The 19,343-nt window shown below is 60.0% G+C and carries 17 protein-coding genes; 14 read left to right on the plus strand and 3 right to left on the minus strand.

Annotated elements, in window-relative coordinates:
- Positions 1-2 precede the first annotated feature (2 nt).
- Entirely contained in the window at positions 3-410 is a 408-nt protein-coding gene (locus QFX16_RS02570) for a TIR domain-containing protein (RefSeq protein ID WP_123369060.1), read from the minus strand.
- 212 nt (positions 411-622) lie between these two features.
- On the minus strand, positions 623-1,654 hold the full coding sequence (gene rsgA, locus QFX16_RS02575; RefSeq protein WP_283182713.1) for a small ribosomal subunit biogenesis GTPase RsgA: 1,032 nt from the start codon (positions 1,652-1,654) through the stop codon (positions 623-625).
- Positions 1,655-1,761: 107 nt separating this feature from the next.
- Between rsgA and orn the strand changes: the two genes are divergently transcribed.
- Together orn and QFX16_RS02585 are read left to right on the plus strand one after the other, a co-directional pair.
- Positions 1,762-2,304 (plus strand): oligoribonuclease, encoded by a 543-nt coding sequence (gene orn / locus QFX16_RS02580; RefSeq protein WP_008035288.1) that lies wholly within the window; start codon positions 1,762-1,764, stop codon positions 2,302-2,304.
- A 92-nt stretch (positions 2,305-2,396) separates the two neighbouring features.
- Positions 2,397-3,008, plus strand: coding sequence for a trimeric intracellular cation channel family protein (locus tag QFX16_RS02585; protein WP_008153267.1), 612 nt, complete (start codon positions 2,397-2,399; stop codon positions 3,006-3,008).
- 107 nt (positions 3,009-3,115) lie between these two features.
- Here the strand turns inward: QFX16_RS02585 and queG are convergent, their stop codons facing one another.
- Positions 3,116-4,180, minus strand: a complete 1,065-nt coding sequence (gene queG, locus QFX16_RS02590; RefSeq protein WP_283182714.1) for a tRNA epoxyqueuosine(34) reductase QueG — start codon at positions 4,178-4,180, stop codon at positions 3,116-3,118.
- A 63-nt stretch (positions 4,181-4,243) separates the two neighbouring features.
- Here queG and QFX16_RS02595 point away from each other — a divergent pair, with 63 nt between their 5' ends.
- The 12 genes from QFX16_RS02595 (at position 4,244) to QFX16_RS02650 (ending at position 19,252) form a co-directional block, all read left to right on the plus strand.
- Complete coding sequence (locus QFX16_RS02595; RefSeq protein WP_283182715.1) at positions 4,244-5,743, plus strand: NAD(P)H-hydrate dehydratase; 1,500 nt, start codon at positions 4,244-4,246, stop codon at positions 5,741-5,743.
- Complete coding sequence (tsaE, locus tag QFX16_RS02600) at positions 5,731-6,201, plus strand: tRNA (adenosine(37)-N6)-threonylcarbamoyltransferase complex ATPase subunit type 1 TsaE (protein WP_283182716.1); 471 nt, start codon at positions 5,731-5,733, stop codon at positions 6,199-6,201. Before QFX16_RS02595 ends, tsaE begins: the two co-directional genes overlap by 13 nt.
- Positions 6,202-7,629 carry an N-acetylmuramoyl-L-alanine amidase gene (locus QFX16_RS02605; RefSeq protein ID WP_283182717.1) on the plus strand — a complete coding sequence of 476 codons (1,428 nt, stop codon included), beginning with the start codon at positions 6,202-6,204 and terminating at the stop codon, positions 7,627-7,629. It begins immediately after the preceding gene.
- On the plus strand, positions 7,626-9,536 hold the full coding sequence (mutL, locus tag QFX16_RS02610) for a DNA mismatch repair endonuclease MutL (RefSeq protein ID WP_439900102.1): 1,911 nt from the start codon (positions 7,626-7,628) through the stop codon (positions 9,534-9,536). Before QFX16_RS02605 ends, mutL begins: the two co-directional genes overlap by 4 nt.
- Entirely contained in the window at positions 9,536-10,507 is a 972-nt protein-coding gene (miaA, locus tag QFX16_RS02615; protein ID WP_283184510.1) for a tRNA (adenosine(37)-N6)-dimethylallyltransferase MiaA, read from the plus strand. Before mutL ends, miaA begins: the two co-directional genes overlap by 1 nt.
- 94 nt (positions 10,508-10,601) lie before the next feature.
- Positions 10,602-10,862 (plus strand): RNA chaperone Hfq, encoded by a 261-nt coding sequence (gene hfq / locus QFX16_RS02620; protein ID WP_007902656.1) that lies wholly within the window; start codon positions 10,602-10,604, stop codon positions 10,860-10,862.
- Positions 10,863-10,874: 12 nt separating this feature from the next.
- Positions 10,875-12,176, plus strand: a complete 1,302-nt coding sequence (gene hflX, locus QFX16_RS02625; RefSeq protein WP_283182718.1) for a ribosome rescue GTPase HflX — start codon at positions 10,875-10,877, stop codon at positions 12,174-12,176.
- Between the two features lie 96 nt (positions 12,177-12,272).
- A complete protein-coding gene (gene hflK / locus QFX16_RS02630) occupies positions 12,273-13,445 on the plus strand; it encodes an FtsH protease activity modulator HflK (RefSeq protein ID WP_283182719.1) in 1,173 nt (390 codons plus the stop codon).
- The gene (gene hflC / locus QFX16_RS02635; RefSeq protein WP_283182720.1) at positions 13,445-14,314 is read left to right on the plus strand and encodes a protease modulator HflC; all 870 of its coding nucleotides are present in this window, start codon (positions 13,445-13,447) and stop codon (positions 14,312-14,314) included. The genes hflK and hflC overlap by 1 nt, the downstream gene beginning before the upstream one ends.
- Positions 14,315-14,632: 318 nt before the next feature.
- On the plus strand, positions 14,633-15,820 hold the full coding sequence (locus QFX16_RS02640; RefSeq protein ID WP_007939588.1) for an ATP phosphoribosyltransferase regulatory subunit: 1,188 nt from the start codon (positions 14,633-14,635) through the stop codon (positions 15,818-15,820).
- Positions 15,821-15,874: 54 nt separating this feature from the next.
- Positions 15,875-17,167 carry an adenylosuccinate synthase gene (locus QFX16_RS02645; protein WP_010464193.1) on the plus strand — a complete coding sequence of 431 codons (1,293 nt, stop codon included), beginning with the start codon at positions 15,875-15,877 and terminating at the stop codon, positions 17,165-17,167.
- Between the two features lie 150 nt (positions 17,168-17,317).
- Positions 17,318-19,252, plus strand: a complete 1,935-nt coding sequence (locus tag QFX16_RS02650; RefSeq protein WP_283182721.1) for a methyl-accepting chemotaxis protein — start codon at positions 17,318-17,320, stop codon at positions 19,250-19,252.
- Positions 19,253-19,343 lie beyond the last annotated feature (91 nt).

Here is a 19,343-nt window from a genome sequence, read left to right on the forward strand (position 1 = left end):
GTTCAACCCGCCGCGTGAGTGCGAATGGCACTGATGATGCTGTTGGTGTTCCACGCACACTCTGCGTGTGCTGCCCGGCGCACCACGGTAGAAATCCGTTCCGCACCAAACGGCTTCACCGCAATGATCACCTTGCCCATTCGCCTGGCGATCTCGATTTCCTTGTTGATCCACTTGCTGTAGGTCGAATACATCCCCGCCATGATCAGCACTGCCGAGCAGGGCCGGATTTTGTTTTCGATGGCTTCTTCCAGCTGCTTGTCGGTTTTCGCGCCGATGATAGGGTTGTCCGGCGGCACCGAAAAATTTTTGAACGTGAAGCCGGGTTTAGCGTTGAGCAGCCGCACGAGGTTGTCGTGGGCGTGGGGGTAGTTCCACGAATGGCTGATGAACAAATGATAGGTTTGCATGGGTATCCCTCGGTATCGCCAAAATGCGAAGAGGGCTCGAATGTATGCACTTGAGTGGTCGCAACAAGACCTGCACGGATAAAGAGAATTCCCCTACAAACAGGCGTGCAAGAGCCTTACAGAAGTCTCTGACGTTTAAAGGGTGAGGATATTTGTAGGATGGTACAAGCGGCGCGCCGCCCCGTCAGTGTCGAGGCAGCGGGCGCGTCTGTTTAGTAGCTGGTTTCCGGCAGGCTAGCGATGATCGAGCGGTAGCTGTTCATCCGTTGCTGCTGCACGCGGCCTTCTTCGAGAGCTTTGAGCAGAGCGCAACCCGGCTCGCGGTCGTGCTTGCAGTCGCGGAAGCGGCAGGTGCCGATCAGGTCGTTGAACTCGATGAAACCGGCCTCGACGTCGGAACGGCTGACGTGGCCCAGGCCGAATTCGCGGATACCCGGGGAGTCGATCAACTCACCGCCACCGGGGAAGTGGAACAACCGCGCGGTAGTGGTGGTGTGAGTGCCCTGGCCGGACAACTCGGACAGCGGGCCGACACGGGCTTCGACTTCAGGCAACAGGCTGTTGACCAACGACGACTTGCCGACGCCGGACTGGCCGACGAACACGCTGATGCGTCCGTCCAATTGCTTTTGAAGTTGCTCCATGCCGTTGCCGTGGTGCGCCGAGACTTCCAGCACCGGGTAACCCAGGGTGCGGTAAACCGCCAGCAAGGCGTTCAACGCGGGGGCGTTCTGCTCGTCGATCAGGTCGAACTTGTTGAGCAACAGCAGCGGCCGGATGCCGGCGTGCTCTGCAGCAACCAGATAACGGTCGATCAAGTTGGCATGGGGCTCGGGCAGTGGCGCGAAGACGATGACGATCATGTCGACGTTGGCGGCTACAGGTTTGAGCTGACCACGGCTGTCCGGACGGCAGAGTTCGGTTTTACGCGGCAGTTGCGCCACGATCACACCGATGCCCTGGTTGCCGGCACGCCAGACCACTTGATCGCCGGTCACCAGCGCCGGCAGGTTGGCGCGCAAGTGACAGCGGAACACCTGGCCGGCCAAATCGCCATCGAGGGCTTCGACTTCGACCTGCACACCGAAGTGCGCAATCACCAGGCCTGTCTGTTCCGGACCCAGATCGCCACCCTCAAGTGCCTCGACAGCCGAGGACTCGCGTTTGGCGGCGCGGGCAGCGCGTTCGCCCTGAATCTTTTCGATGCGCCAGTTTTGACGACGATTGAGTTGGCGTTTGGCCATAGGTGTTCCGTATCAAGAATGCAGCGATTAGGTAAAACGGCCGCGAGTTTAGCACGCCCGGCTGCCGCCCTAGGCTAAACTGCGCAGCATTGCCTAGGAGCCGACACATGCAAAACCCGCAGAATCTGATCTGGATCGACCTGGAAATGACCGGTCTGAACCCTGATACCGACGTCATCATCGAAATGGCCACCATCGTCACCGACAGTGACCTGAACACCTTGGCCGAAGGTCCGGTGATCGCCATCCATCACAGCGACGAAATTCTCGCCGGCATGGACGAGTGGAATACCCGTCAACACGGCGGCTCCGGGCTGACCCAGCGCGTTCGCGACAGCCGTATCAGCATGGCCGAAGCTGAAGCCGAAACTATCGCTTTCCTGGAGAAATGGGTGCCGAAGGGCAAGTCACCGATCTGCGGCAACAGCATCTGCCAGGATCGTCGCTTCCTTTATACCCACATGAAATCGCTGGAAAGCTTCTTCCACTACCGCAACCTCGACGTCTCGACGCTGAAAGAGTTGGCCGCACGCTGGGCGCCGGACGTGCGCGACAGCTTCAAAAAGGGCAGCACTCACCTGGCCCTGGACGACATCCGCGAATCGATCGCCGAGCTGCAGCATTACCGCAAGCATTTCATCAAGTTCTGATGGAATTGAGGGCTGCACGGAATGTGCAATGCCCTCTTTTGGTGCCGTCCCTAAATGGCTAGACTGCGCGCCTTCCTGCAAGGACCGCCGCCATGTTGCTGATGCTTTACCTGATCGCCATTACCGCCGAAGCCATGACCGGTGCCCTGTCTGCCGGTCGTCGCGGGATGGACTGGTTTGGCGTGGTGCTGATCGCCTGCGTCACGGCGTTAGGTGGAGGTTCGGTGCGTGATGTGCTGCTCGGCCACTACCCGCTGACGTGGGTCAAGCACCCGGAATACCTGGTGCTGACCTCGGTGGCGGCGATGTTCACGGTCTTCGCTGCGCGCTGGATGCGCCACCTGCGCTCGCTGTTTCTGGTGCTCGACGCCGTGGGCCTGGTGGCGTTCACCCTCATTGGCTGCATGACCGCGCTGGAAATGGGCCACGGAATGCTCGTAGCGTCCGTCAGCGGTGTGATCACCGGGGTTTTCGGCGGCATCCTGCGCGACATCTTCTGTAACGACATCCCCCTGATCTTCCGCCGCGAACTCTACGCCAGCGTCTCGTTCGCTGCGGCGTGGTGCTACATGCTCTGCATTTACCTGCAATTGCCGGGTGAACAGGCGATTCTCATCACCTTGTTTGGCGGCTTCCTGTTGCGGTTACTGGCAATCCGTTTTCACTGGGAAATGCCGAAATTCGTTTACAACGACGAAGCCTGAGTTCAGCACGGTCCCTGTAGCAGCTGCCGAAGGCTGCGTTCGAGTCCGCAAGACTCCCTTTGCAGGATGACAACTGCTCCGCAGCCGAACGCAGCCTTCGGCAGCTGCTACAGGAGTCCGTGTTGTTTCAGGGCCCACTCGACGTGTTCTCGGACCAATTCAGATGGATAGTCGCGCCGCGCCTTCAGCGCTTCCAGCACCGGAATGCTTGACGGCGCGTTCCCCAGGCCTACCGCCAGGTTTCGCAGCCAACGCTCGTAACCTGCTCGGCGTAACGGCGAACCTTCGGTGCTGCTGAGGAACTTGTCCTCGTCCCACATGAACAGCTCGGCCAGTTCGGCGTTGTCCAGGTTGTGCCGTGGCTTGAAGTCGCTTTCGCCGGACGGACGGGCGAAGCGGTTCCACGGGCAGACGATCTGGCAGTCATCGCAACCGAACACCCGATTGCCGATCAATGGCCGCAAATCCTCCGGGATCGCGCTTTTCAGTTCGATGGTCAGGTAGGAAATGCAGCGTCGGGCGTCGAGTACATAAGGGCCGACGAAGGCGTTGGTCGGGCAGATGTCGAGGCATGCGGTGCAACGGCCGCAATGTTCGGTGCTGTGTGGCGGGTCAACCGGCAGCGGCAAGTCGACAAACAGTTCGCTGAGAAAGAAATAACTGCCCGCCTTGCGATTCAGGACCAAGGTATTTTTGCCGATCCATCCAAGACCGGCCTGTTCCGCGATGGCTTTTTCCAGCACCGGCGCGCTGTCGACGAAGGCGCGGAAACCAAACGGGCCGATTTCGGCCTGAATTTTATCGGCCAGTTGTTGCACGCGTTTACGGATCAATTTGTGGTAATCGCGGCCCAAGGCATAACGCGAGACGTAGGCTTTTTCCGGTTGTGCCAGACGTTTGGCCATTTCGGTGTCGCCCGGCAGGTAGTCCATGCGTAGGGAAACCACCCGAAGTGTGCCGGGCACCAGCTCTTCCGGATGTGAGCGTTTGCTACCGTGGGCGCCCATGTAGTCCATTTCGCCGTGGTAGCCGGCCGCGAGCCAGCGCTCCAGGTGCTGCTCATGCTCGGCCAGGTCGAGGCCGCTGATGCCGACTTGCTGAAAGCCCAGCTCGCGGCCCCAATCCTTGATGGATTGGGCGAGGGCGGACAGGTCTGTGGTAATTGCGGGCATGAGGCGAGAGAAACCGGAGCTGAGATGCGTATAATTCTGCCAGACATCGGAGCCCGAAGACGCATGCCGCACACTAAAGATGATTTACCCGACGTGCTGTATAGCGCCGCGCAAGTGCGAGCCCTCGATGCGAGCCTGATCGCGGCCGGTACACCGGGCTTCGAATTGATGCAGCGCGCGGCGCGGGCGACCTGGCGTGCGCTGGTCCGTCATTGGCCAACGGCGAACGAATTGAGTGTCGTGGCCGGCCACGGCAATAACGCCGGCGACGGTTATCTGGTGGCCGTGCTGGCCAGACGTGCCGGCTGGCATGTGCGGGTGTTGGCGGCCGGTGATCCCAAGCGTTTGCAGGGTGATGCGGCATTGGCCCATGCCGAGGCGGTGTCCGAAGGTGTCGCGGTTCAAGCCTGGAGCGCACAGTCCGAGTTGCGCGGTATCGTGCTGGATGCCTTGCTCGGCACCGGTCTGATGGGAGAGGTGCGAGAACCCTACGCGGGCGTCATCGCAGCGATCAATGGCAGCGGGCTGCCGGTTGCGGCAGTGGATATCCCTTCGGGGTTGTGTGCTGATACAGGCCGAATACTCGGCGCTGCGGTGCGGGCTGACCTGACCGTGACGTTCATCGGCCTGAAACTGGGTCTGTTCACCGGCGATGCTGCAGACGTGGTCGGCGAGTTGGTGTTCAACGATCTGCAAGCCTCCCCCGAGTCGTTTAACGGAGTCGCCATCAGTGCACGTCGCCTGACGGCCAGTTCCTTGCCGCGTCTGGCGAGCCGGGCTCCAACCTCCCATAAAGGCAAATTCGGCCATGTATTGCTGATCGGCGGTGATCGCGGCTTTGGCGGCGCCATCCTGCTGAGCGCGCAAAGTGCGCTGCGTAGTGGTGCGGGAATGGTGTCGGTGGCGACGCGCAGTGAACATGTTTCGGCCGCGCTGGCGAGAATCCCCGAAGCCATGGTGTTGGGCACTTCGTCGGCCAATCAACTGATGGAACTGCTGCAAAAGGTTTCCGTGCTGGTTGTCGGCCCAGGCTTAGGTCAGGCTTCCTGGGGGCGCAGCCTTTTGTCGGCGGCTGCCAACGCGCCGCTGCCGCAAGTCTGGGACGCCGACGCATTGAATCTGCTGGCCACAGAGCACCTGAGCTTGCCCAAGGATTGTGTGATCACTCCGCATCCGGGCGAAGCGGCGCGCTTGTTGGGGATGAGCACTGCCGAAGTTCAGGCTGACCGCCCCGCTGCGGCTCACGCATTGAGCAAAAAATATACAGCTGTCGTGGTGCTGAAAGGCACCGGCAGCCTGATCGCCAGCCCCGATGGGCGCCTGGCGTTGTGTCATCAGGGCCATCCGGCCATGGCCACCGCCGGTTTGGGTGATGTGCTGGCCGGTCTGGTCGGCGCGTTGCTGGCGCAAGGCATGGAGGCGTTCGACGCCGCCTGCCTGGCCGTCTGGCTGCACGCCAATGCTGGCGCGCAAGAAGGTAAATCGGGCCGTGGGCTGGCGGCCAGTGATCTGATTCCGGCCATTCGTCAGTTGTTGGAGGAGCAAGCACCGTGTCTGAAGTAACCCTGTACCTGGCTGATGAAGAGGCGATGACCGCATTTGGCGTACGCATCGCACAAACCACTGAAGGGCACGGTCTGATTTTTCTCGAGGGAGATCTGGGCGCGGGGAAAACCACGCTGTCCCGGGGCATCATCAGGGGGCTGGGGCATGAAGGGTCGGTAAAAAGCCCTACGTTTACCTTGGTCGAACCCTACGAGATTGGCGACATCCGGGCCTTTCATTTCGATCTCTATCGCTTGGTCGACCCTGAAGAGCTGGAGTACCTCGGTATCCGCGACTACTTCGAAGACGACGCGTTGTGCCTGATCGAGTGGCCCGAAAAGGGTGCAGGCTTTTTGCCAAAGCCCGACCTGACCATTACCATTAGCCCGCAAGACAGCGGGCGTTCGCTGAAAATTTTGTCCCAGGGCTCGCGTGGCGAGTTGTGGTGTGCCGCTTTGGCATTGGAAACCAATTAAATGATGGGGTTAGGTATGCGCTTTCGCGCGATGGTAGCTGCCGTAGGATTGTTGTTTTTGGCGGTGACCGTCGACGCTGTGGCCGAGACAAAGGTCAACAGCGTTCGCCTGTGGCGGGCTCCAGACAACACACGACTGGTGTTCGACCTGACCGGTCCTGTCCAGCACAGTGTCTTTACCCTGACCGCCCCGGATCGGCTGGTCATCGACATCAATGGCGCGTCACTGGGGGCGCCGCTGAACGTCAACAGCTCGAACACTCCGATCACCGCCATGCGCTCGGCTCAACGTACGCCGACCGACCTGCGGGTAGTCATCGACCTGAAAAAAGCCGTGACGCCGAAAAGTTTTACCCTGGCGCCAAACGCCCAGTACGGCAATCGCCTGGTGGTCGACTTGTTCGATAACGCCGCCGATGCCGCGCCAATTCCGGTGCCGACCAACGTCGCGACGGTCGCCCCGGTGCCGGTCACTCCGGTGGAGCCTGCGGTGAAGCTGCCGCCAGCCCCAGCCGGCAAGCGCGACATCATTGTGGTCATCGATGCCGGTCACGGCGGCGAAGACCCGGGTGCCTCGGGCTCTCGCGGCCAGCGTGAAAAAGACGTGGTACTGGCCATCGCCCGCGAACTGCAGCGTCAGGTCAATGGCATGAAAGGCTTCCGCGCCGAACTGACCCGCACCGGCGACTATTTCATCCCACTGCGCGGCCGTACCGAAATCGCCCGCAAGAAGGGCGCCGACCTGTTCGTTTCGATTCACGCCGACGCCGCGCCTTCGGCCGCAGCCTTCGGTGCCTCGGTGTTCGCCCTGTCTGATCGCGGCGCTACCTCGGAAACGGCCCGTTGGCTGGCCGACAGCGAAAACCGTTCCGACTTGATCGGTGGTGCCGGCAACGTCAGCCTCGACGACAAGGACCGCATGCTGGCGGGCGTGCTGCTTGACCTGTCGATGACCGCGTCGCTGACCTCCAGCCTGAATGTCGGCCAGAAGGTGCTGAGCAACATCGGCCGCGTCACGCCACTGCACAAACAGCGCGTGGAGCAGGCCGGGTTCATGGTGCTGAAGTCGCCGGACATTCCATCGATCCTGGTGGAAACCGGGTTCATCTCCAACGCCAACGAAGCTAACAAGCTTGCCGCTGCGAACCACCAGCAAGCGCTGGCGCGTTCGATCAGCAGCGGCGTGCGCCAGTTCTTCCAGCAGAATCCGCCACCGGGCACCTACATCGCCTGGCTGCGTGATTCCGGTGGGATTGCACAAGGTCCTCGTGACCATCGGGTGAACCCCGGTGAGACGCTGGCGATGATTGCCGTGCGATATCAGGTGTCTCCGGCCACGCTGCGCAGCGCCAACAAGCTGTCGAGTGATGAGCTCAAAATCGGTCAGCACTTGACCATTCCCGGCACTGAACTGGCGGCCAAAGAATGAACCAGGTGCTGACCAATACAGCTCGCATCGAGCTGCTCAGCCCGCGACTGGCGAACCAGATTGCCGCCGGTGAGGTGGTTGAGCGCCCGGCCTCGGTGATCAAGGAGCTGCTGGAAAACAGCCTCGACTCCGGCGCCAAGCGTATCGATGTCGATGTGGAGCAGGGCGGCGTCAAGCTGTTGCGGGTGCGCGACGATGGCAGCGGGATCTCTGCCGATGACTTGCCGCTGGCCCTGGCGCGTCACGCCACCAGTAAAATCCGTAACCTGGAAGACCTCGAGCAGGTCATGAGCCTTGGGTTTCGCGGTGAAGCACTTGCGTCGATCAGCTCCGTGGCACGCCTGACCCTGACGTCTCGCACCAAAGATGCCGATCAGGCCTGGCAGGTCGAAACCGAAGGCCGGGACATGGCGCCTCGCGTGCAGCCGGCGGCCCATCCGGTGGGCACGTCGGTGGAAGTGCGTGACTTGTTTTTCAATACCCCGGCACGACGCAAATTTCTCAAAACCGAAAAAACCGAATTCGATCACCTGCAAGAAGTGATCAAGCGTCTGGCGTTGGCGCGCTTCGACGTGGCGTTCCATCTGCGCCACAACGGCAAGACCATCCTCAGCCTGCATGAAGCCCATGACGACGCGGCTCGTGCCCGGCGTGTGGCGGCAATTTGCGGTTCGGGTTTCCTCGAGCAGGCGCTGCCGATCGAGATCGAGCGCAATGGCCTGCATTTGTGGGGTTGGGTCGGTTTGCCGACGTTCAACCGCAGTCAGGCGGACTTGCAGTATTTCTTTGTGAACGGCCGTGCCGTACGCGACAAACTGGTGGCCCACGCGGTGCGTCAGGCCTATCGCGACGTGCTGTTCAATGGTCGGCACCCGACGTTCGTGCTGTTTTTCGAAGTCGATCCGGCAGGCGTTGACGTCAACGTGCACCCGACCAAGCACGAAGTGCGCTTCCGTGACGGGCGCATGGTTCACGATTTCCTCTACGGCACCCTGCACCGCGCCTTGGGCGATGTGCGGCCGGAGGACCATCTGGCCGCGCCTGTCGCGACGACCATCGTTCGACCGACCGGCATTGATGCTGGTGAGTTCGGCCCACAGGGCGAAATGCGTTTGGCGGCCAATGCCTTGCTGGAACAGCCTCAGGCTCAGCCGTCGTTCAATACGCCGGCAGGCTCGGGCGCTGGTGCCGGTTATCAATATCAGTACTCGCCGCGCCCTCAATCGGGCGTGCCTGCGGCTGAGGCTCAGGCCGCCTACCGTGAGTTCTTTGCGCCGCTGCCAGAAGCCAACGCGGTAGCGCTGCCGGCCGGGCAGGACGATGTTCCGCCGCTGGGTTATGCACTGGCGCAGCTCAAAGGCATTTACATTCTTTCGGAAAACGCCCAAGGGCTGGTGCTGGTGGACATGCATGCCGCTCACGAGCGGATCATGTACGAACGCCTGAAAATCGCCATGGCCAGCGAAGGCCTGAGCGGTCAGCCGCTTCTGGTGCCGGAGTCGCTGGCAGTCAGTCAGCGCGAAGCCGATTGCGCCGAAGAACACGTCGCGTGGTTTCAGCGCCTGGGCTTTGAATTGCAGCGTCTGGGCCCGGAATCCCTGGCCATTCGGCAGATACCGGCCTTGCTCAAGCAAGCTGAAGCCAATCGATTGGTCAGTGACGTTCTGGCGGACCTGATGGAATACGGCACCAGCGACCGGATTCAGGCGCACCTGAACGAATTGCTCGGGACCATGGCCTGCCATGGCGCGATTCGTGCGAATCGGCGTCTGGCCCTGCCGGAAATGAACGGTCTGCTGCGGGATATGGAAAACACCGAACGCAGCGGTCAATGCAACCATGGCCGACCGACCTGGACCCAACTGGGTCTGGACGATCTGGACAAACTGTTCTTGCGCGGTCGTTGATGAAACAGCTCCCTCCTGCGATTTTCCTGATGGGGCCGACCGCCGCCGGCAAGACCGACCTGGCCATCGAACTCACCAAAGTCTTGCCTTGTGAGTTGATCAGCGTCGATTCGGCGCTGGTCTACCGTGGCATGGACATCGGCACCGCCAAGCCTTCAAAAGAACTTCTCGCTGAATTTCCACACCGTTTGATCGATATTCTTGATCCGGCAGAGAGCTATTCGGCCGCCGATTTCCGTCGTGATGCCCTCGAAGCCATGGCCGAGATCACCGCGCGGGGCAAAATTCCGCTGCTGGTGGGCGGCACAATGCTCTATTACAAGGCTTTGGTTGAAGGTCTGGCAGACATGCCGGCGGCTGACCCGGCCATTCGCGCACAGATTGAAGAAGAGGCTGCACGCCTTGGCTGGCAAGCCTTGCACGAACAATTGGCAGTCATTGATCCGGAATCTGCGGCGCGTATTCACCCGAACGATCCACAACGACTCAGTCGAGCGCTGGAAGTTTATCGCGTCAGTGGTCAGAGCATGACTGCGCTAAGGTTGCGACAATCTGCGCAAAGTACTGAAGCAGCCGCTTCGGGACTGCAACAATTGCCCTATACTGTCGCGAACTTGGCCATTGCTCCGGCAAATCGCCAGGTATTGCACGAGCGAATTAAACAAAGATTCACGAATATGTTGGAACAGGGATTCATTGACGAGGTCGTAGCCCTGCGTAAGCGAAGTGACCTGCATGCCGGGTTGCCGTCTATACGTGCAGTAGGCTATCGACAAGTCTGGGACTACCTGGATGGCAAGCTGACGCAAGCCGAGATGCAGGAGCGTGGAATCATTGCCACGCGCCAATTGGCGAAGCGCCAGTTCACCTGGCTGCGCAGTTGGGCTGATTTACACTGGTTGGACAGCCTGGATTGCGACAATCTGCCGCGCGCCTTGAAATACCTGGGGACCATCTCCATATTGAGCTGAGTCTTTGCAATTGCCGTCTATCCTTGGGGGTCTGACGGCCACAAGCCATCTGTTTACCTATTTTTTATATTGAATCCTTAAAGGAGTGCGGCACATGTCAAAAGGGCATTCGCTACAAGACCCTTACTTGAATACTTTACGTAAAGAGAAAGTGGGGGTTTCCATCTACCTGGTCAACGGGATCAAACTGCAAGGTACGATCGAATCTTTCGACCAGTTCGTTATCCTGCTGAAAAACACCGTCAGCCAGATGGTTTACAAACACGCTATCTCTACAGTGGTGCCGGTTCGTCCAATTCGTCTGCCTAGCGCAACCGAATCCGAAGCAGGTGACGCTGAGCCAGGTAACGCCTGATAGGAGTCTCCTTTGTTCTTTGAGCGCCACGGTGGTGGTGAGCGAGTAATCCTCGTTCACTTGGATGGACAGGACCCTGAGGCGCGCGAAGATCCGCAGGAGTTTCAGGAACTGGCTAATTCGGCGGGCGCCGAGACCGTTGCGTTTTTTAACGTGCCGCGTCATCGGCCAACCGCCAAATTCCTCATTGGCAGTGGCAAGGTCGAGGAACTACGCGACCTGGTCAAGGCCGAAGAGGCCGATCTGGTGATTTTCAATCACATCCTCACGCCCAGTCAGGAACGTAACCTCGAACGTGTTTTCGAGTGTCGCGTGATCGACCGCACCGGTCTGATTCTCGATATTTTCGCCCAACGCGCCCGTACCCATGAAGGCAAGCTCCAGGTAGAACTGGCCCAGCTTGACCACATGAGCACTCGGCTGGTTCGTGGCTGGACTCACCTTGAACGCCAAGGTGGCGGTATCGGCATGCGTGGCCCGGGTGAAACCCAATTGGAAACCGACCGCCGTTTGCTGCGGGTTCGCCTGCGACAGATCAAGGGCCGACTGGAAAAAGTGCACAGTCAGCGCGAACAGTCGCGACGCGGTCGTTCGCGTGCGGATATTCCTACCGTGTCCCTGGTGGGGTATACCAACGCCGGCAAATCCACGCTCTTCAATAACGTGACGAAATCCGACGTGTACGCGGCTGACCAGTTGTTTGCCACGCTGGACCCGACCTTGCGCCGTCTGGAACTCGACGATCTGGGGCCGATTGTCCTGGCCGACACGGTGGGTTTCATACGCCACTTGCCCCACAAACTGGTCGAGGCGTTTCGGTCTACGCTCGAAGAGTCGAGCAACTCGGACCTGCTGTTGCACGTGATCGATGCGGCCGAACCGGATCGCATGTTGCAGATAGAGCAGGTGATGGTGGTGCTGGGCGAGATTGGTGCCCAGGACTTGCCGATACTCGAGGTCTATAACAAACTCGATTTGCTTGAAGGCGTTGAGCCACAAATCCAGCGCGACGAAAACGGCAAGCCCCAACGGGTCTGGCTGTCGGCGCGTGATGGCAGTGGTCTGGAATTGCTTGAGCAAGCCATTGCCGAGTTGCTGGGCGGTGATTTGTTTGTTGGCACCTTGCGCTTGCCGCAACGTTTTGCTCGACTGCGTGCGCAGTTTTTCGAACTCGGTGCGGTGCAGAAAGAAGAACACGACGAGGAAGGCATCTGCCTGCTGGCCGTTCGTTTGCCACGGATCGAGTTGAATCGACTGGTGAGCCGCGAAGGATTGCAGCCGATGGATTTCATCGAGCAACACACTTTGCAATAAAAGCCTGAGAAAGCGGTTGTGCCGCGGTGACAGGCATTCTGTAGCATTGGTCGGCGCGCCGTGGGTGCGTCTTTGCTTTATCAGATGGAGAGCGCTATGGCTTGGAATGAGCCGGGTGGCAACTCGAATAATCAGGATCCTTGGGGTGGCAAACGCCGCAATAACGGCGACCGCAAGGGACCACCGGATCTCGACGAGGCCTTTCGAAAGCTGCAGGAAAGCCTGAACGGGTTGTTCGGTGGTGGTAAAAAACGCGGTGATGACGGTGGCGGTTCGGGCAGGAGTGGCGGCTTCGGCGGTCTGCTCGGCATCGGCCTGGTCGTGTTGGCGGCCGTGTGGCTGTACAGCGCGGTCTATGTCGTCGACGAGCAGGAGCAAGCCGTGGTGCTGCGCTTCGGCAAGTACTACGAAACCGTCGGTCCGGGCCTGAACATCTATTTCCCGCCGCTTGATCGCAAGTACCTGGAAAACGTCACGCGTGAGCGTGCCTATACCAAGCAGGGTCAAATGCTGACTGAAGACGAGAACATCGTTGAAGTGCCGCTGACCGTGCAGTACAAGATCAGCAATCTGCAGGACTTCGTGCTGAGCGTCGATCAGCCGGAAATCAGCCTGCAGCATGCGACCGAAAGTGCCTTGCGCCATGTGGTGGGTTCCACCGCGATGGATCAGGTGCTGACCGAAGGTCGTGAATTGATGGCCAGCGAAATCAAGGAGCGTCTGCAACGCTTCATGGATACCTATCGCACCGGTATCACCGTCACTCAGGTCAACGTGCAGAGCGCAGCGGCACCGCGTGAAGTGCAGGAAGCCTTCGATGACGTGATCCGCGCCCGTGAAGACGAGCAGCGTTCGCGCAACCAGGCTGAAACCTACGCCAACGGCGTCGTGCCGGAAGCCCGTGGTCAGGCCCAGCGCATCATCGAAGATGCCAATGGTTACCGTGACGAAACCGTCTCGCGCGCCAAAGGTGAGGCCGATCGCTTCACCAAGCTGGTCGCCGAGTACCGCAAGGCACCCGAAGTCACCCGCGAGCGTCTGTACCTGGACACCATGCAGGAAGTCTTCAGCAATACCAGCAAGGTTCTCGTGACCGGCAACAAGAATGGCCAGAGCAATCTGTTGTACTTGCCGCTGGACAAGATGGTCGAAGGTAGTCGCAATACCAGCACTCCGGTGACCGGCGCGGCAGCCACCAGCAATGAAGCGAGTGCGCGTGCGGCAGCCGATCTGCAGCAACAGCCAGCACGTACCAGGGAGAGTCGCTGATGAGCAATAAATCGCTGATCACCCTTATTGTCGTCGTCGTCGTGGCGATCGCAGCCTGGAACTGCTTCTACATCGTGGCTCAGACCGAGCGTGCGGTGCTGCTGCAGTTCGGTCGTGTGGTGCAGACTGATGTTCAGCCGGGCCTGCATGTGAAAGTGCCTTACGTTAACCAGGTGCGCAAATTCGACGCACGCCTGATGACGCTGGATGCACCGACGCAACGCTTCCTGACGCTGGAAAAGAAAGCCGTCATGGTCGATGCCTACGCCAAGTGGCGCGTGAAAGATGCCGAGCGCTTCTACACCGCGACGTCCGGCCTCAAGCAGATTGCTGACGAGCGTCTTTCACGTCGTCTGGAATCGGGCCTGCGTGACCAGTTCGGTAAGCGCACGCTGCACGAAGTGGTTTCCGGTGAGCGCGATGCGCTGATGACCGATATCACGGCTTCGCTGAACAAGATGGCGGAAAAAGAGCTGGGCATTGAAGTTGTCGATGTTCGGGTCAAGGCCATCGATCTGCCGAAAGAAGTGAACCGCAGCGTGTTCGAGCGCATGAGTTCCGAGCGTGAGCGTGAGGCTCGCGAGCACCGCGCCAAGGGTAACGAACTGTCAGAAGGCATTCGTGCCGACGCTGATCGTCAACGCCGCGTGTTGTTGGCTGAAGCCTATCGTGAATCTGAAGAGGTTCGCGGTGATGGTGACGCCCAGGCCGCTGCGATCTACTCCAAGGCCTACGGCCAGGATCAGGAGTTCTACGGTTTCTACCGTAGCCTGCGTGCCTACCGTGAAAGCTTCGCGAACAAATCCGACGTCATGGTCCTGGACCCAAGCAGCGACTTCTTCCGTTACCTGGAAAAAGCCAAGCCTTGATACGGCGTTGAACTGAATCATCCCCCGCCTGACGGCTAACACCTCGGGCGGGGTGATCCTTTGGGAAAACGTGTGTATGATGCGGCAGCCGGGAAATTCCCGGCTTTTTTGCGTCTGCACGTTTGATTGCTGTTTTTTATGCAGGCGTCCGAGTTGAATGACTCGACAGATTTTTCGAGGAAAGTGGTTGGCGAAGCCGATTTCAGGCTTTTCGCCCCGTTGTTCATGCGCGTGGTTTGTGCGCATGAGCCGATCATTTTCTGCTTCACTCAAGGCTCGCCCAAAGGCTTGCCGCCCGGATCATAGGGGAATGGCGTAATGGCAACGGTAGACCGCTGGCTGCTGCCAGATGGCATCGAAGAAGTACTGCCACCAGAAGCGGCGCGCATTGAAGTCGCGCGTCGTCAGGTGTTGGATCTGTTCCAGAGCTGGGGTTACGAGTTTGTCGTGACTCCCCATATCGAGTACCTGGAATCCCTGCTGACCGGCGCGGGCCAGGACCTCGATCTGCGTACCTTCAAGGTCATCGACCCGCAATCGGGTCGGCAAATGGGTTTCCGTGCCGACATCACGCCGCAAGTGGCGCGCATCGATGCGCACACCTTGCGTCGCGAAGGCCCGAGCCGTCTGTGCTATGCCGGGAGCGTGCTGCACGCTCAGCCGCGCGCCTTGTCGTCCTCGCGCAGCCCGATCCAGCTGGGTGCCGAGTTGTACGGCGATGCCAGCCCGAGCAGCGACGTGGAAGTCATCAGCCTGATGTTGGCTATGCTGCAACTGGCCGATGTGCCGGATGTGCACATGGACCTCGGTCATGTGGGTATCTACCGCGGCCTGGCTCGCGCCGCCGGTTTGTCCGGTGAAGTTGAACAGCAGTTGTTCGATGCGTTGCAACGTAAAGCTATCGACGAGGTCATTACCTTGACCGAAGGCCTGCCTGCCGATCTGTCGGGTATGTTGCGGGCGCTGGTTGATCTGTGTGGCGGCCGTGAAGTATTGAGCGCTGCCCGCGAGCGTCTGGCGAATGCGCCAGCGCCGGTACTGGCCGCTCTGGACGATTTGCTGGCGATTGCCGAGCGTCTTTCCACGCGCTTCCCTGAGTTGCCGTTGTATTTCGACCTGGGCGAGTTGCGCGGCTACCACTACCACACCGGTGTGGTATTCGCGGTGTTCGTACCGGGTGTTGGCCAGTCCATTGCTCAGGGCGGTCGTTACGACGACATCGGTGCCGACTTCGGTCGCGCCCGTCCGGCAACCGGCTTCTCTACCGATTTGAAAACCCTGGTGACCCTGGGGCGTGCTGAGATCGAGTTACCGTCTGGCGGTATCTGGATGCCTGACAGTACGGATGCGGCACTCTGGCAGCAGGTTTGCCAGTTGCGCAGTGAGGGTCAGCGTGTCGTTCAGGCGTTGCCTGGGCAACCTTTGGCCGCCGCCCGTGAAGCGGACTGCGACCGGCAATTGATTCAGCAGAACGGGCTTTGGCAAGTATCGCCACTGGCTTCTTGAGTTTTCCTGCCGGCCGCGGCCGGCACCAAGTTTGCGCGAATGAGGACAAGTGTTATGGGTAAGAATGTCGTAGTCCTGGGCACCCAATGGGGTGATGAGGGCAAAGGCAAGATCGTTGATCTGCTGACCGAACATGCTGCCGCCGTAGTGCGCTACCAGGGTGGCCACAACGCGGGTCACACCCTGGTGATCGATGGCGAAAAAACCGTCTTGCACCTGATCCCGTCGGGCGTGTTGCGCGAAGGCGTGCAGTGCCTGATCGGCAACGGTGTGGTGGTTGCACCCGACGCTCTGCTGCGGGAAATCATCAAGCTGGAAGAGAAAGGCGTACCGGTGCGCGAGCGCCTGCGTATCAGCCCGTCCTGCCCGCTGATCCTGTCCTATCACGTAGCGCTGGACCAGGCGCGTGAAAAGGCCCGTGGCGAGCTGAAGATCGGTACTACCGGTCGCGGCATCGGCCCGGCGTACGAAGACAAGGTTGCACGTCGTGGCCTGCGCATCGGCGACCTGTTCCACCGCGAGCGTTTCGCCGCCAAGCTGGGCGAGTTGCTGGATTACCACAACTTCGTTCTGGTCAATTACTACAAAGAGCCTGCGATCGACTTCCAGAAAACACTCGACGAGTGCATGGAATACGCCGAGCTGCTGAAGCCGATGATGCTCGACGTCACCGCTGAGCTGCACGAGCTGCGTCGCGCTGGCAAAGACATCATGTTCGAAGGCGCCCAAGGCTCCCTGCTGGACATCGACCACGGTACCTACCCGTACGTCACCAGCTCCAACACCACTGCGGGCGGCATCGCTACCGGTTCGGGTTTTGGTCCGATGTACCTGGATTACATCCTCGGCATCACCAAGGCCTACACCACTCGCGTCGGTTCGGGTCCGTTCCCGACTGAGCTGTTCGATGATGTGGGTGCTTTCCTGGCCAAGCGTGGCCACGAGTTCGGCGCTACCACTGGCCGTGCCCGTCGTTGCGGCTGGTTCGATGCCGTCATCCTGCGTCGCGCTATCGACGTCAACAGCATCTCGGGCCTGTGCCTGACCAAGCTGGACGTGCTGGACGGTCTGGAAACCATCAACATCTGCGTTGGCTACAAGAACCAGGATGGTGCAGTGATCGACGCACCGACTGACGCCGACAGCTACATCGGCCTGGAGCCGGTGTACGAAGAGATGCCGGGCTGGACCGAATCCACCGTCGGTGCCAAGACCCTGGAAGAGCTGCCACAGGCTGCACGCAACTACATCAAGCGCGTCGAAGAGCTGGTCGGTGCGCCGATTGACATTATTTCGACGGGCCCGGACCGCAACGAAACCATCGTTCTGCGTCACCCGTTCGCTTAATAAGTCGTTGATGTAAAACACAAAGGGCCCTTAATTGGGTCCTTTGTCGTTTGTGTCTGTTAGACGGCACGACCCTTGCTGTGAACTTCATTAAGCGCATCGCTTCTAGCGTGCCATCAATTTAATGGCGTTAAAGCAGAGGGATTCTAAGTGTCGGCCGTTCTCTCATTGTTACAAAGCCGTTTATTGCGGCCCGTGTTCGTTACTCTAGGTATCGCACTGTTGGTGCAGGTGCTGGTGGCTGTCGCCCTGACCCGGAGCACAGTGACCGCACTGGAAGCCGATCTGGGTGTGCGCCTGGGTGCCGACAGTCAAAAACTTTCCGGTGAGTTGGAGCAAGCGGGGCGTGAAGTCACGTCGAGTCTCGACAGCCTCTCCACCAGTACTCGTCAGCGCCTTACGGCGGGCTTGTCCTCGCGATTGAAAGACGAGCAGGCACAACTGCGTGCGACGCTGGAGAAGGATCTGAAGGACTCCGCCAATGATATGGCGCAGCTTTTGGCTTCGGTCGCACCTCGCGCCATGTGGGACAGCGACGTTCCAACCCTGTCCGAATTCGCCCGCCGGGCTCAGCGTAATCCCAACGTGCTATTCGTGGTCTACGACGACGCGACGGGGCAGCACCTGACGCGCTACCTCAACCGCGAGAACCCGATCAACAAAGCCCTTCTGGAAAAAGGCCAGGGCGAACGGGCGCTGGACAAGGTGCTGGATGCGGCGAAGAACGATCCATCGGTCTATTACCTGGAAGCCTCGATCAATCCTAACGGCGTGGAAATCGGCAAGGTCTTGATGGGCGTCTCGACCGCCTCGGTGGAAACCGATCTGGCGGCCTTGGACAAGCGCTTTACCACGCTGATCGCCAGCAGTGATCAATTGGTGGGTGACAGCCTCAAGGGCGCGGCAGCTGATAGCGCAGCCGCGATGGGCGCGCGCTTGCAGTCGGCGCAATCCACGGCCTCTGAAATGCAAGTCAACACCACCAGCACTGTTCAGGAAGCGGCGGGCACTTTGCGCTGGCGCATCGGCATGGGCCTGGCGCTGGTAGGGTGCGGTGTGCTGCTGTTGCTTGCGGTGGTACTGGGTCGTCGTGTGGTCAATCGCTTGAAATTGCTCATCGCTGCCATGGATGACCTAGCGGCGGGCGAGGGCGACCTGACCAAGCGTGTGCAGATCAACAGCAAGGACGAAATCGGCGACATGGCCTCGGCGGTCAATCGCTTTGTGGATAAGTTGCAGCCGATCGTGCGCGAAGCGGGCGATGTGGCTCAGCGCACTGGCGTGGAAATCGGCGCCATGACTTTACGCAATGCCGGGGCCGATAAAGCGGCGGGCATGCAACGCGATGAAGTGGCGGAGAGCCTGCGTGCGTTGTCGCAAATGGCTGACGAAGCCCAGTCTGAAAGTCATGCCATGCAGGCAGCCTTGCAGCAAGTGGTGGATATTCGTTCGGCCACGGATGAAAACACGCGGACTTCGGCAAAAGTCGGCAGCCTGATCGAGGCGTTGGCCGGGCAGGTCGACACCGGGGCGAAAGTCATCGAGCGGCTGGCGCAGCAGAGTGAGCAGATTGAAGTGGTGCTGACGGTGATTCACGGGATCGCCGAGCAAACCAACCTGCTGGCGCTCAACGCGGCCATCGAAGCAGCGCGTGCGGGCGAGACCGGTCGCGGGTTTGCTGTGGTGGCGGACGAAGTGCGGGCGCTGGCGAGCAAGACGCAAAGCTCTACCGGCGACATTCAGGCGCACATCGTTGCCTTGCAACAAGGTGCGCGTGAGGCGGTGGCCGCGATCGGTCAGGCCGGGCGCCAGGCCAGCGAAGGTTTGCTGGTGTTGCGTGACAGTGCGCGGTTGCAGCAATCGGTGCAGGCGTCGGTCGAGCAAGTGCATGCGGCAATAGGTCTGGCAACGCAGGCAGCGGCGCATCAGGCGCAAGGCGCGCAAGCGGTGCGCGGTCGGGTTGAAACTATTCATGCACAGGCTGAGAAAGCGGCTCAAGCGGTGGTGGAAACCACGGCCAGCGGCAAGGTGCTGGATGGATTGGCGGCGCAGTTGAAGGCGAGCCTGGGGCAGTTCCGGGCCTGATCGGTTTTCTGGTCTGGCCCCTTCGCGAGCAAGTCGAATCGTCGCACCGCCGCTCCCACATTAGACCGCGATCAAATGTGGGGGCGGGCTT

It is taken from the genome of Pseudomonas svalbardensis (assembly GCF_030053115.1).
Taxonomy (GTDB): Bacteria; Pseudomonadota; Gammaproteobacteria; order Pseudomonadales; family Pseudomonadaceae; genus Aquipseudomonas; species Aquipseudomonas svalbardensis.